At 45.1% G+C, this 13779-nt stretch carries 12 protein-coding genes; all 12 read right to left on the bottom strand.

Annotated elements, in window-relative coordinates:
* Positions 1-5: 5 nt before the first annotated feature.
* A complete protein-coding gene (locus tag AC6H1S_RS07795; RefSeq protein WP_497565770.1) occupies positions 6-2642 on the bottom strand; it encodes a baseplate wedge protein in 2637 nt (878 codons plus the stop codon).
* Positions 2635-6249 carry a baseplate J/gp47 family protein gene (locus tag AC6H1S_RS07790; RefSeq protein ID WP_497565769.1) on the bottom strand — a complete coding sequence of 1205 codons (3615 nt, stop codon included), beginning with the start codon at positions 6247-6249 and terminating at the stop codon, positions 2635-2637. Before AC6H1S_RS07790 ends, AC6H1S_RS07795 begins: the two co-directional genes overlap by 8 nt.
* Positions 6249-6665 carry a GPW/gp25 family protein gene (locus AC6H1S_RS07785; RefSeq protein WP_497565768.1) on the bottom strand — a complete coding sequence of 139 codons (417 nt, stop codon included), beginning with the start codon at positions 6663-6665 and terminating at the stop codon, positions 6249-6251. Before AC6H1S_RS07785 ends, AC6H1S_RS07790 begins: the two co-directional genes overlap by 1 nt.
* A gap of 3 nt (positions 6666-6668) precedes the next feature.
* Complete coding sequence (locus AC6H1S_RS07780; RefSeq protein ID WP_199139840.1) at positions 6669-6968, bottom strand: PAAR domain-containing protein; 300 nt, start codon at positions 6966-6968, stop codon at positions 6669-6671.
* Positions 6969-6975: 7 nt separating this feature from the next.
* Complete coding sequence (gene vgrG / locus AC6H1S_RS07775) at positions 6976-8766, bottom strand: type VI secretion system tip protein VgrG (protein WP_497565767.1); 1791 nt, start codon at positions 8764-8766, stop codon at positions 6976-6978.
* A 2-nt stretch (positions 8767-8768) separates the two neighbouring features.
* Entirely contained in the window at positions 8769-9443 is a 675-nt protein-coding gene (locus AC6H1S_RS07770; protein WP_199139844.1) for a CIS tube protein, read from the bottom strand.
* 8 nt (positions 9444-9451) lie between these two features.
* A complete protein-coding gene (locus tag AC6H1S_RS07765; protein ID WP_199139846.1) occupies positions 9452-9622 on the bottom strand; it encodes a DUF5908 family protein in 171 nt (56 codons plus the stop codon).
* Positions 9623-9645: 23 nt separating this feature from the next.
* Positions 9646-10089 (bottom strand): phage tail protein, encoded by a 444-nt coding sequence (locus AC6H1S_RS07760; protein WP_199139848.1) that lies wholly within the window; start codon positions 10087-10089, stop codon positions 9646-9648.
* Positions 10079-10543, bottom strand: coding sequence for a phage tail protein (locus AC6H1S_RS07755; RefSeq protein ID WP_199139850.1), 465 nt, complete (start codon positions 10541-10543; stop codon positions 10079-10081). The genes AC6H1S_RS07760 and AC6H1S_RS07755 overlap by 11 nt, the downstream gene beginning before the upstream one ends.
* A 36-nt stretch (positions 10544-10579) precedes the next feature.
* The gene (locus tag AC6H1S_RS07750) at positions 10580-12124 is read right to left on the bottom strand and encodes a phage tail sheath family protein (RefSeq protein ID WP_199139852.1); all 1545 of its coding nucleotides are present in this window, start codon (positions 12122-12124) and stop codon (positions 10580-10582) included.
* Positions 12125-12187: 63 nt separating this feature from the next.
* Positions 12188-13018 carry a hypothetical protein gene (locus tag AC6H1S_RS07745; protein ID WP_497565766.1) on the bottom strand — a complete coding sequence of 277 codons (831 nt, stop codon included), beginning with the start codon at positions 13016-13018 and terminating at the stop codon, positions 12188-12190.
* Entirely contained in the window at positions 13015-13584 is a 570-nt protein-coding gene (locus tag AC6H1S_RS07740) for a Pvc16 family protein (RefSeq protein ID WP_497565765.1), read from the bottom strand. Before AC6H1S_RS07740 ends, AC6H1S_RS07745 begins: the two co-directional genes overlap by 4 nt.
* Positions 13585-13779: the final 195 nt, after the last annotated feature.

Raw genomic sequence — 13779 nt, 5'->3', positions numbered from 1 at the left:
TCCGGTTATTGAATAAGCGCTATCAGGTTAAGCAGTTTTTCGGTTTTCTCTCTCCTGCCCGCTGCTTTTTCGTGGGCAGGATTATGGTTCATTTCATTGTGCCAATGCACAAATTCGGGAATGAGCACTTCCATGAGCTTCTCATTGATAAAATGACAATGGAAGGCCACGTGCAAAGGCAATTCAAGTGTTAAAAAAAGTTCCAGTTTTTGTTTAAATGCAATGGTATTAAACGCTGGAATAAAAGCAGGAAAGAAAACATGGATGCTGTTTTCAAAAATATCAAAGCCTGCAGGCGTTTTTAAGCCTCCACCGGCCACCGTGAGCTGCAGGCTATACTTGCCATTGGCTGCATATTTAAATTCCATTTCAGACTGTACTGCACCCACAGGCTCCAAGCGGTAGGCATGTCCGTCCAAGGCCAGCGTTTGATGACTAAAACCATTTGCCCAAATTTCAGCTGTTGCAAGAATCAATGCTTCGTTCAGCCTCATTGCCTGTTCAAAATCCAATGTTTTAGCCAATTGAAGCAAACGACCGCTGCTTTCTTCTTTCAACAGGAGATGATACTGCAATTGCTGCATCAATAAATTCCGTTCTACCATCATGAAGCCCTTTCTGTATTGGCTCAACCAAAAAGAAAGTCGGATGGCGGTAAGGGCCTGCTCTTCGTCAAAATAGCTGGCTACAAAACTGTTGTAGTGAGCGGTTAACCCAAATAGCAGGTTAAGCTTTAGTTCCAAGGCTGCGTAATTGGAAAAATCGACAGGTTTTAGTTTTTCGACGGCATCTATCTTTCCAGAATCTACCATAAAATCTTTGGCGTACCTGCCAAACAGCTCACGCCTGTGATGCGCAGATTTTTCGGGCAATGCATCTGATAGTTTTGCTGCAATTAAAAAATTATAGGCCTTGGGCTTAAAATAGCTTAGTAAGCCCAGGTTTTGCAAATAGAGGCTTTTGATGATCAAGGTGTCTTTGGCTTGTTCGCCGGTATAACTGGCCCCAGCTATCAATTGGTCAATCAGCATTGGCGATTCACCGTGTCTTGCCAACAAATGGTCCAGTATTTCGTTTCTGCGTGGCAAATCCACTTCATCGTCGGTGGTCAGGCTCATCAAGCCCCTGATGTATGGATTATAGGGGTCTTTTTGATAGGCGATCCAGCTTTTTTCGTCCAATTCCTTACCGGTTTCCAGCTCGATTCCATAATTAAAAATCTGGTTGTTTTTAAGCAGTCCCCTGATATTCGGAATATCGTAAACGGATTGGCCAAAATAAGTGGGTGCAAAACTTTGGTAAGGTGCCGGATAAAGCTGGTTGGCCTTTTGATACACGCTTTGATGGGCATAAAAATTTTCCAGATCGGCCGGCAGGGCGCTTTGTGCATTCTTAAACGAAAACAAAGTACCAATGTTGGCCAATTGTGCAAACTGGTTGGCCAGCACCTGATCAAAAAGCGTAAGGTAGCCTTTCAACTGTTTAGATTGGGCAATCTGAAACGGCTGGGCATTGGTCATGATGGCATCGTGGCCAACTGCATATATCTCGGGAAAGGTGTTTTGGATGGAATAATAACTGCCAATGTCCCTGAATTTGCTTTTTGGCAAACCTTCGATTGTGGCAGGTTCTGCTACAACTATCGGATTAACCTTACCTTGAAGGCTTGCAGTTGGGTCGAGTTCAAGTGCGGTATTGGCTACAGCCAAAGGCCTTCCTTTTACCTGAATTGTTAACCCATTGCCCAGCGATTGTTGCCAATCTATTTTAATAACAGTGCGCTCATTTTCTACAATAGCCGTAAGCTTTTCCAGCCCATCCAATTTAAGGTCGCTTACCGCAACTACTCCCTCCGTGCTTTCCATCAGCTGCATCAGTTGTACCAAACGCAGCGTGGTTTGGTGACTGCCCAAATCTTCGTCCAAAATCCAGCCGTTGGCCAGTTGCGGTCCGTTAAAGATCTCGTTGCTCGGTATTTGTTGTTCGCTTAGGTTTTTATTGCCCTGTTGTTTGGCTTTCGGAAAGATAAAATCGGCAATTCGCCTATCCAGGTTAGCCAGTATTTCCTGTTGGCTCTTTTCTGGCTCGATTACAATGGTACCCGTGATGAAGTGTTTTTTTGACGGCATGACCTGTGGCATCAGGAATACTTCGCCAATATTTCTGCGTTGCTGCAGGGCAAAATAGGCCTCGGCACAAACTCCTTTTGCATCGTACGGAGCAGTTTCGTCAAGGAGCAAGTACACGCTGTAAACACCTTGTATAAAAGCTGAAGGATGCAACGGAAACACCTGTACATTTCGGAGCGCAGGCATTGAATCGATCAGGTATCTCCTGTAATCGTTTAAGGTAACGGGGCTTGTGGTCAGGATTTCTTGTGGCCTGTAAAATTGGTCGGCCACCTGCAGCTGGCCCGATGCCTGGGTAAGGATGTCGGCAATAGCGAAATTATTGCAATAACCCAGCTCGGTTAGGGCAAAGCACAGCTGTTCTAAAATGGTGATGCCCGGATCGCTATCGTTCAGGTTGGTCCATTCCGTGTCTACATGCTGTTGGATATAGCGAAGCCCTTCGTCTTTAAGCTGCTTAAAATTCTGGCTCAAAGGCGGCGGGGTATTCAAGATATAGTTCATCTCATTCATAACTTACCTCGCATTTTAACTGATGGTTTAAACAAGGGACAATTAAGGTGCTTGCCTTTAGTGGGCTTACAGTTTGGCGTATCTGTTTGTCTGTATCTTCATTGGCGAGCCAGGTTTGGAGCGATGTATCTGTGACTTCCACAACTCCATCAATATTTTTAATGAAATTGACTACTTGGGCCATGCTAATGGATTCTTCGATCGTTACCTGTTGGGCATTGCTCTCGGCCCATGGTGATAGATAGCGGTTGAGCGCGGCGCCAATGCTTGCCTGCATGACACTGGGCTCAAACCCTTCTCGAATACTGATTTTCGCCGAAACTAGGAGGTACTGCATTTCAAAGGGTTGGGCATTGATAGTGGTGAATGCCGAACTGCGCTGCGAAACGTAACGCTGGATATCCTTAACCAAAACGGGTGCAACCGCAGGCAATAAGGTATTGCCTGCTGATCCGATCTTGGCTTTGCCAACCAGATAAATGATAATTTCTCGGGTAAGCTGGCTATAAACAGCCTTGGCATAAAATATTTCGGGAAATTCGCTTTTGATCAACAACAAACAGTCATCAGCGTTTCTTAGCCTGTCTTTTGTCTTCAGCCTTTTAGCAATCCTCTGGTTCATCATCCTGGCTTCCTCGGCCGCACGTCCACCAAATGAGGGAAATGGTTGTATAAGTGATTTAATGGCCGGGAACTTTAGCTTAGGCTGTGAAATCGCATTGGCGGGCAAGGATGGCACTTCATTTAGGGATTGCCAGCTTCCGGCCATTCTTTCGGCTTCAAATCCGTTGGTTTTAACAAGATAGATTTCGGCAAATAACGACGGATCTTCTGTTGTTGCTAAACAGATGCAATAGCTGCCTTTGGGCATGGTGTTATTCTGTACAGCGATGGAATTGGGAATTTTTACTTGCAAGATGCCAGAAGTACTTAAATTACCAGTGCCATCGGCTACCACTTCCAGCACTTGCCAGCCGGTTTCGCTCCAGTAAAAACAAGAAAGCGGCAATGAAGGCCTTTTATTCGACAATTGAGGCTTTACTTCAAAATATACCGACAAAATACTGGTAGGCAAAAGATCCTGCAGCTGCAAAAACAAAAATCCTTGGTAAGGAAATTCAGGTACCATTGGCAATGTTTGGCTATCGGTGCCAAAAGCAAAGCTCGAATTGACCCTGCCCTGTTTTTGATCATAGCCTAAATAATTGCCAAAAGGTGTAAAATGATAGCAGGCTAAAGGATAATCAGTATTCTTGTTTTGGCCAAGCAAATAGCTTTGCTTGGCGGTGTAGCCAGCTTGTGTAGCATTTAGCAAAGGGGCAAATGGAATTTTTGCAGGTTCTTCAAACTTTTTGCTTCTTTTATTGATGAGCCTTGCATTGGCTAAAGCCTGCTCGTAAACAATGGCAGGATAAAGCTCCGATCCAAAACCATAAGCAGGTACAGCCAATTGCAACTTGATAAACCCATTGGCACTTTCCTCATGATAAGCAAGAGCCTGCAACTGCATGGTGGCATCGGGCTTGAGCAAAGCTGGATCTGGCTCACAGCTGAAATGCGTAGCTTTGAGCAGCTTGAAATCGGCATCTTCATCAAATAAGGGTACCGAAGCCGGAATATGCGTTGGATCGGTTTCACTTACGGCATTAAGCGGCAACCAGGAACGAGCTTGGAGCAGCTTAAAATCAACCTTAAAACCTCCATTATAAAAAGGCTCTTCAAACAGGTCTGTGCTTTTGACAAACCAGCTTTTAACCCAGCGAAAAAACCTGCCCAACCAAGTTTTTTTTTGATTTTGTACAGCTGTCCATTTTTGGTGCAGGTAATCGTTATAGGCTTTGTAATACACGCCAAAATCGTCTGGAAGATTGCCCCAGTTTAACGCTAAGCTTAGTTTTTGAAGGGGTTTGCTGAAAATCTCACTGCTACCCACCAAAAAATTGCTGTTCAATAGAGGCGTTGTTCCAAAAATAGGATAAGGTGCCTTTGCAATAATGCCCCCATGATCGTTGTACAACTGCAGGTTGTTGATGCCGCTTACCTCAACCTCAATATCCAAAGCAATTACCTTACCCATCTCCCCACTTTGCGGAAAGTGCTGGAACATCATTTTGAACATAGGCCAATCTGCTTTAAAACCGTTGATGGCCTGATCTAAAATAGGTTCGATTGCGGGCTGGTCGGGCAAAAGGTTAAATTGCAACTCCAATCGCTGGTTTTGGTCCCTGCCAATAATAGCTGTAGCTGTAGGCACCATGTTTAGCCAGCCCGTAGCCGTACTCAGCGCGTAAGATACCGTTTCTAATATGGTCAAATCCAGCAATCCATTGTATTCAATGCCGATATTGATCAAACGGTTGCCTTCTTTGAGCAGCAACATAGGCGATGCAAAGGCAATGCCCATGGCTGTTTGCACCGATAATGACGCTTGGAATGGTGGCCAAGCCATCAAGTGGTTATCAGCGTCCTTTTTCGGCGTACCCGGATCAGCTACGCTGCCCAAATAATAAGATACCTGCTGTGTGGCAACGGTAGTTTTAGTGAAGGTTTGCAGGTTGGTAATTACTGCAGGATTAAGCCAAAGCCCTTTTGCATTGACAAAATAAACAGGGTTTTTCTCGGCATCTGTACCGGCATCCAAGGCAGTGCCCGGCAGCAGCCAAGCAAGCGAATCGTTGGCCATTAGTTCGGCACAAACAAAAACGCGATCGGCTTTGGCCGGCTCTGCAACCTGTTGCAATATATCCTGATAATAAAAATCGAGATGCTTGTCCGAGAGCTTGTTCATCTCGGCTTGCTGTATTTTTAGCAAATGCACAAAACTTCGCAACAGCGTAGTGTCTGGATGGATGCTCTTGCCGGCACTTAATTTTTCGAATGCCGGCTGCGCATGATTCACCACATTGTTGAAAAAGACAAATATTTCGTCTCCGGCTTTGGCAAGGGATTTGAATATGGCCTCGGGTTCGTTTTTGCTGATCGGATGTTGCAGGTTTAGAACTTCCCAATAAGGCTGCTTATTTTCGTACTTCTTCCAAACCAGTTCCTCGTGTGTTTGAAAGGCATTGAGTTTGCCAGGGTCAAATTTGCTGATGCCGGGAATGATGGTGGTTGAGAACAGCACCTGCCTAAGCGATGAAATAGCCCAAAAATATTTGCTATATACATTTTCTACCTGCAGCAGGATATAGGTTTTAAGCTCATATTCTTCTACGGTAGCCTGCAAATAGTACACCCATCTTTTGAGGTACACAAAGACCTGAAAAATCTGCTCCAGCATGTCGTTGATGCCAATGCCTATTTTACCCAATTCGATGCCCTTGGTAAAAAGTTGCTGCAGCCTGGTTTTGGTTTTAAAATAAATGGCGTGCAGGTCGGCAACTTTGGTTTTGGCTATGGTAGCCACTAAAAAAACGGGGTCTTTGAGCAAAAAAGGAGCCCAATTGCCATTTACGGTGTTGTCTTGGTCGTAAAAATTAATCAATGCCGCCAACTCGCCCAAAAAGAAAAGCCAATCCTGCTCTGTTCTGGCATCAACCAATTGGCTGGTGGCAGCGAGCGACTTTTCTATAGAAGCCAGTGAGCGATATGGATTAAAGGCAACCATCAGCTCAGATTGGTCCCTTCGTTCAGGTAAAAAGGAAACACATAATTATGCCGGGTGTTGGTGGTATTGTAGCGGTATTTCACCAATATTTCGACCCTGCCGTTGCTTTTGTCGGCAAAAACAACTTCTACATCGGTTAAGGTAATGCGGGGCTCGTTATGCAGCAGGGCATTGCTTACCGCATCCTTGATTTCTCCCTTGAGACTTTCGTCCATACGCCTGAAGAAAAATTCTTGCAAACCCGAACCAAACTGGGCATTCAGGTTGCGTTCGCCTACTTTGGTCTGCAAAATGATGTCGATCGAATCGTTTACGTTTTCTTCTAGCCTGCTGAGGTTTACCCGATAGTTCCCTGATGAAAAAGTAACCGGAAACGACCAGCCAGAGCCTAAAAAACTATTTTCGTTAGCTGCCAATTTTTATCCTCCTATCATTACGTTCATAGCGCCCAGCATGATCTGGCCGCCGTGTGCAGTTTGATCGCCCAGTCTTGCCGCCGGCATTTTGCAGATTTTTACCGTAGCCGATCCTTTAGTAATCACATCTGGCGGGCCTACGCAAACCAGCATGTCGCCCACTCGGGCTGCAGGGAGCTTTCCGATCAGCACATTAGGTGCTCCGGGTCCGGTAATTGGTCCGCCTACATGCGGAATGGGTACCACAGCCGGTGTTTGCATCGGACATTGGTGAAAATCTGTAATTCTTGCTGCTGGTGGCATATGCGTTTTAATTAATGTTGATCATTGCACTTTGCAAGGTCATGTTCATCGAACTCTGCACCGTTGCCTTCATTCCTCCGTCAACCGAATATTCGGTGGTGGCGGTTTGCTTCACATTGATGCCCTTAACCACGACGTCGCCGGCATCTGAGCTTACCTTAACGCCCTGTTTGCCCGAAATAGCCACATTTCCATCGGCCTGTAGCGTAATGTTTTTCGGGCTTTTCATCGAAATGCCACTGTCAGACATTGTTACCGTGTTGCCATTATCGTCGGCTATCGTAATCTTTTTGTTTTCGTCGTCCAGAATGATCTTGTTTTTATCGGGTGTAGAAATGGTGAAGATCTTTTTGCCGTCGTCGAACTGGATGTAAATACCCGATTTGGAAACAATGGCTTTTTGTGTGTTTTTCTGGTTAGGTGTTAAGCCCTCAAAAGGTTTGATTTTGCTGTTGCTGTACAAACTGCCCAAAATAATGGGATAGCGTGGGTCTTCGTTCAAAAAACCAACAATAACCTCATCGCCAACTTCGGGCAGAAAGAAGGCACCTGCGCCACTGGTAGAGTAAAAATTGGAAAGCCGGGCCCAAAGCCCTTGTCCCTGGTTATCTATCAGCGGTACGTCTACCAAAATCCTGAACTGCGAATCGGGATCTTCATACATCTGCTTTACGGTGGCATTGAACAATCCACGGGCACCCGTTAACAAATTAGAGGCCGTTGGCGCAGTAACATCGGGTTCTTCAACAAACCACAAAGGCGAAAGACCGATTGCTATTTCGGTGGTCCAATTGCCCTCGGCTATAGCATGTTTCAGGCCCGAAACCAAATGATCGCCATTAAAACGATTGCCCAAACCAACCAGGGTAATGTACTTGCCAAGCTCCAACAAACTGGTGCCTTGTACTTTGGCTTCGCCCCTTATTTTTGAATATTCGCTTTTAACCAACTGGGCCTTCGACCAATTTTCGAGATCTGTTTTTTCAAAAGGCGCGGTACTTTGCAGCTCATAATTGGCCAATCCTACTACTGCAGCCAGTTTTTTTGACGACAAATTGCCTGGGCCATCTACATCGCACTTGCTCACCGACGAGACCACCGTTTGGGTTTTGAAATCCCATGTACTGGCATTCACGCTGCCATATTGGCTTACCGAATCGAGGTCGGCGTTAAACTCCAGTAATCCATCGCCATATTTAACCTGCATCACCGATTTTGTAGCATCAGGTTTAAATACATTCAGTTCGCCGTTAATGGTGGCTACTAACAGGCCGTTGATTTCGGCCCTCGACAAAATGTAATCCCAATCGGTTACATAATGCTGCACCTGCTGAGGCCAGGTGGTGCTGGTTGCGGCTACTTTGGCGCTCAGCCCGCTGTAATTGCCAACAATTTTCGAAATGATATCGCTATCCTTTTGCTTTTGATAGGTTAAGCTTTTCCTGCCTACGGTTGTCTTAATGGCTACATCCCTGCATTCGATATCGAGCGAGGAGCCTATAAATTCATCAATCCTTATTGATTGCCGGGTAATGATTCCCTTAAAAATAACTTCGTTTTTAGAATCGTAGCCGGCTTCTATCGTCACTGCTTTGCCTGGCAAAAACACATCTGACGAACTGGCATCGAACTTTCCGGTATCTGATTGGCCATCGAGGATTACAAAACCAGCCGAGGCCACTTTATTGATGCGTTTATGCACATGCACCGAATGGATTGCCCAATCGTCGCTAATGCTTTTGTTGTCAATTTTGATGGTAAAGGTGGCCAAAGCACCACAGTCAACTGAATCTGGCATGGCTAAGGTTGAATTATGGGTGGAAAAACCAACTTCTCAATTCCCTTCAGGTTCCTGAATTTGTTGAGGTCGTTAAACTGGGCAACCTGAACATAATTGGCGTCATCGTTCCAAATGTTTTGACAAAGTTGGGGCAGGCTCATGCCTTCTACCACGGTAACCAGATGGCTTACATCGGGCGAAGCCTTCTTCTGCTTCTTTTCCAATGTTTTAACCGAGATGTACTGCGAAAAGGCGAGCGAAATCTTGGCACGCAAAGGGCTTCCATCGGGTCTAAAAAAGGTATAGGAAGTATCGAAAGAGCCTAACACACCCTTAAAAACGATATCTTTGCCCCATTGTACCTTTACAAAATTTGGCCGGTGGATATCTCCATTATAGGTATACACAATGTTTTTTAAGGCCTCTATTTCTGCCGTAAGATCCAGCCTCTTCGAATCGACGATTCCCGTACAGTCGATTACGATATCAAAGCTCAGCTTATCGCTTGGCGTACTTTGGTACTTTTGCGAGCCAGAACTCGAATCTGGTGCCTGCTGGTGGTTATACTCGATGCTGCGATCCCATTTGATGCTTTCGGGGTTGATCATCACCGAATAAGGATTACCCTTAAACGGCTTCTGAAACTCGGCATCGGTATAGCCGGTAATTTTCAACAGTTCTAAACTTGCTTCCATAACTTTTGCTATCTGTTGTACAAATTATTGCTTTGCTGCATAGCCATCATCCTTTTGACCTCGGCCATAAGCTGGCGTTTAAGCAACTGCAGCTCTTTGCCCCCAATGGCCGACTGGTTCTTTTTGGCATTGGCTACGATTTCGGTTTTGATAACCAATTCCCTGATTTCTATGGGCATAACTGTTTCCTTAAATTTGACACTTATTTAGCGGCCGATACATTGAAATAGGTATAAGCCAATTCAATCGACTCGATCAGCAGTTCATTTTCCATCGATTTGAGGTCGGATACATTGTATTTAACCGGATAGGCCTTATGGAAAGTCCACATTTTGGAGACTTTGCCATCGGCAGCCAGCAAACTCACCGATACATCGTTCGTTTCTACCTGCTTATGCAAACCTTCGTCTAAAGTACTGGCACACCAATCGATAAGCTTAGAGCCGCTTGGGATCATGGCCCTTCTCAGCACCAGATTCTGTCCTGTTGCCACAGTGGGAAGCTTGTACTTGAAGCGGTTTTCCCCACCTGATGCAACCTCCTCAATGCCCAGTTCTTTTGCAATGCCCGATACTTCTTTAAAAGCCGCATCCTCATCTTTGAAGGAGAGCTTAAAATAAAAGCTAAGCGGATAGTTACTTTCCATTGGTTATGGTCAGCTTTTCGTGTGCAATCTCAATGGTATCAACCGCTACCTCGTTGCCATCAGACTTGAGGTCTGTGCTGGTAATCTTGGTTGGCCAGGCATTATCCAATTGCCATTGCATGGTTACTTTGCCGCTCTCGTCTAAAAGCTTGATCAGTACCGTTCGCCTCTTGATCAGGTTCATGGTTACTTCCTTGTGCCAATTCCAAAAGGTATTGTCGTTTACAAAAACCCCTCTTTTCATGGTTACGTTGCCATACTTGGTTAAACCTGGCATTTTTACCGTAGAAAAAAGCGGGCTATTGCTCTTTCTGTATTCTATAATCTGATTTTCGACATCCATTCCAGATACTTCCTGAAATGCTACGCCTTTTAATTCTGTTCCTAAATCTACTTCGAAGCGAAACTTGGGCATTGGCCATGTTGCGCCTTCTTTGCTACCGTCTTCAGCCATGATATTTTATTTTTAAAATTTTGTTTAACAATTTGATTAACTAGATACAGCCATTTGCTGTTGGAAAGTAAGGATGATGAACTCTGCCGGGCGTACAATGGCTACTTTTACCTTCACTTTCATAAAACCCAACAAAAGATCGTCGGAGGTCATGGTGGTACCCAGCCCGCACTCTACCGAAAAAGCATCTGCTGCACTTGCCCCCTGCAACCCACCTTCTTTCCAAATGGTGGTTAAAAAACCACTGATCATTGCCTTGACAGCTTCCCAGGTGTTTTTTACGTTAGGCTCGAACACATAGGCCCTCGCGGCCAGTTTACACGACTGTTCTAACAAGGTCATGGTTCTGCGTACCGAAATGTATTTCCAGTCTTGGCTGTTGCCATCTAAGGTTCTGGCTCCCCAAATGAGAATACCAATGCCGTTAAAGAAGCGAATGGCGTTGATGGATTTGCCCGATACGGCATCCATGTTCAAACCACCCTGTTGACTCTCCGAAAGCCTGATAGGCAAGGAAGCCACACCGACCATCGATGTATTTGCTGGCGCCTGCCATACGCCTTGTGTATTGTCTGTAGAGGTAATTACTCCTGCAATTGCACCGCTTGGTGGCAATAAGTTGGCATCGGTTAAAACATGCTTGATAATGGTGCTGTATACCTTGCTCGAATTGATCAGGGCATTATGGTACTGGGTTACGGTTAAAGGCGTACCCGCTGGACTTTCGATATTCGACAAAATAGTACCCGCCGCCTGGTTTGGATTGCTGGCTGGATTGATAAGCGGTGCCAATTGCTTCACATCGCCACCAAAAAGGTTGGTGTAATCGATATCTGAATTTTGCATAATGGTTGTACCCACAAACGGATAATAAGCAGCGCCGTAATTCAAACCCACCATTCCGGTATTGTTCCTAAAGGTTTCGATATCCTTGGTGTACATGATGGGATCTGGGTTTTTGCCGCCAATTATGTCAAAAATGGCTACCGAGGTCTGCATTTGTGTACACTGCAACAACATCTCCTGCATCAAAGTGCCATTATCTTGTACCGAGAGCAGCGTGGCTTCGGGGCAGATGTACATGGTTGGTTCCTGCTCGTTGAGCAACAGTTCGAGACCTTTTTTAAGATCGTTGAGCTGTACATTAGGGTTAATAAGCTGTTCGCCAATCGCAGCTGGCTTGCCCGACGGGGCTCCATAACTGCCAATAGATACGATATAAGCATCGCCGCCACCATTCTCATAAAAAAGCCTGATGCTATTGTACAGGTAATAAACCGTGTTGGGGTCTGGCAAAATAGAATAAAACTGGTCGTTAATAAGCATGTAGTTATTATCGGCCGGCTTGCTCTTTTGTGCCACCATGTAATAGGTTGGACTGTACTGCTTGGTAGGGCTTGCCGGCGGCGCAGGGTCAGGGTAGCAATAAATAGCCTGAAACTCGGCAAACGATGTGATTTTTTGCGGCACATTCAAGTACGACCGGCCTTCGTACAAGGCTTGGGGCGTATACCCTATAAATGCTGGGACGGCGGTTGCCACCGCTACAACAGAATTCGAAAAAGCGTTCTGTTCATTCAAATAGACCCCAGGGGACTTAATGTTTGACTCATTCATAAATCTTGTTTTTTATTTTAGTGTTGCTTAAACATATACATACATGGGTGATGAAAATTGTTGGCTGTCTCCTATTTTTACCTGTCCAAATCTGTGCGGATCTGGGCATGGAAGGCCTTTTAATACAAATTTGACAGGAGCCGATTTTGAGGGCGATGTTTCGTGATGCGCCGTGGGTCTATGCAGCAGGTCGAATTTGTATTTAGGCACCTCGCTTAAAGGCAGCAATTCGTGGCCAGAAGTAAAAAGCAAAGCCGTTTGGCCAGTAGCTAACACTACAGCCGTTGGGCCAGTAAACTGGATATTGCCCTTGCCCGAAATCAGTGGATCGGCCAAAACAATGGCGCTTTTGTTAACCACATAATACTGCCATTGCGTAGCCTTGGCTTTTAAGCTGATGGCAAATACGGTGCTTTTGAACGGATGCGACAACACATCGTTGAAATGGATTTTCAATTGGCCTATTATGCCAGGTGCTAAAGTTTCGTCGCTATAGTTTTCGGCCAGTAATTTGTTTTCGTCGGCAAGCTTGCCGCTATCGTAACTCAGTTTGCCTGAACTGTCAATCGGAAATGCGGTAAAATAAACAAAATCTGCCCTGAGGCTTTCCATTTCAAAATCAAAAAAGGCATCAGCACTGACCTGCTTAAGGTAGGCCAAAAAAACCTCGCAGGTTTGCAACGTATTCGCATACAAATCAAAACCTCCAACCCTATTCACAATTTTGAGTTCGAACCTTTTTTGAAGTGCCTGGGTTATTTTTCCAGGCTTGAAACGAATGCACTTGCACAAGCCGTCTTCAAAATAAGAGTGGCTCATGTTTACGCTGCAAATCAATTTAAAAGCAGTTGTGATCATGTTGCCACCTGATTAGAAGTTTGAACAATAGCCCCATCAAAGCCTCTAACCTGATGACCTTGAATATTAATGAGCCTCATTTTATAAATGACCGAAGGCTGGTATTTTGCTCCCATAGCCGTCCATAAACCCTGCATCTGCTGGTAGTTTATTTTTTCGATTTCAAATTCCAATCGGTCGAGGCCTGCCGGCAGGTTAGCAAACGAATAAGCATTGACCAAGGTATTCACCTGAAAAAACAGCATGACCTCGTTCAGGAATTTGAGCGACTCTTTATAATCGTCGAAATTTGAGCTGACCAAAACATAGAGGTTATACCTTTCGTCGGGGTTTACGTCGGCATAATTGCCATTGGCCATTTGTTGGTGACGGGTATAAAAAGGCTGTATGGTTTCTTTTTCGATATTGATTAGCGAAAGGATAACCTTGTTTTTGTTGATTTCGGGCACCGATCCATTTCCTTCGATCAGATTGTTCAAGATCACCTTGCTCTCTTCGAGCGCAAACCGGTTTCTTAAAAACTGATCCATCAAATCATTCGTAAATTGGAGCGCTTTGCTTATCATCGCCGATTTAATTTATGGGGTGAGCGTGCTGATTCAAATGTAGCGCGAGAAGCAAGGCGAGACAAGATTTTGCCATATACCTTTCGTAGACAAGAAGATGGGCAAACAACAAATTTCCGTATACAAACCGTAGACAGGCCGTAATTTTGTATACGCCAACCCATGCACAAAAGCAAGCGCAGTGTTTTAAACCAA

Source organism: Pedobacter sp. TM02, from assembly GCF_059705275.1.
Note: the sequence above shows the minus strand (reverse complement) of the source record. Positions and strands in the feature narration are given on the sequence as shown.

Coding starts and splice junctions, on each gene's coding strand:
- AC6H1S_RS07780 (WP_199139840.1), bottom strand. CDS start 6,968: ATGCCACCAGCAGCAAGAATTACAGATTTTCACCAATGTCCGATGCAA.
- AC6H1S_RS07745 (WP_497565766.1), bottom strand. CDS start 13,018: ATGATCACAACTGCTTTTAAATTGATTTGCAGCGTAAACATGAGCCAC.
- AC6H1S_RS07755 (WP_199139850.1), bottom strand. CDS start 10,543: ATGGCTGAAGACGGTAGCAAAGAAGGCGCAACATGGCCAATGCCCAAG.
- AC6H1S_RS07790 (WP_497565769.1), bottom strand. CDS start 6,249: ATGGTTGCCTTTAATCCATATCGCTCACTGGCTTCTATAGAAAAGTCG.
- AC6H1S_RS07770 (WP_199139844.1), bottom strand. CDS start 9,443: ATGGAAGCAAGTTTAGAACTGTTGAAAATTACCGGCTATACCGATGCC.
- AC6H1S_RS07760 (WP_199139848.1), bottom strand. CDS start 10,089: ATGGAAAGTAACTATCCGCTTAGCTTTTATTTTAAGCTCTCCTTCAAA.
- AC6H1S_RS07795 (WP_497565770.1), bottom strand. CDS start 2,642: ATGAATGAGATGAACTATATCTTGAATACCCCGCCGCCTTTGAGCCAG.
- AC6H1S_RS07765 (WP_199139846.1), bottom strand. CDS start 9,622: ATGCCCATAGAAATCAGGGAATTGGTTATCAAAACCGAAATCGTAGCC.
- AC6H1S_RS07740 (WP_497565765.1), bottom strand. CDS start 13,584: ATGATAAGCAAAGCGCTCCAATTTACGAATGATTTGATGGATCAGTTT.
- vgrG (WP_497565767.1), bottom strand. CDS start 8,766: ATGCCAGATTCAGTTGACTGTGGTGCTTTGGCCACCTTTACCATCAAA.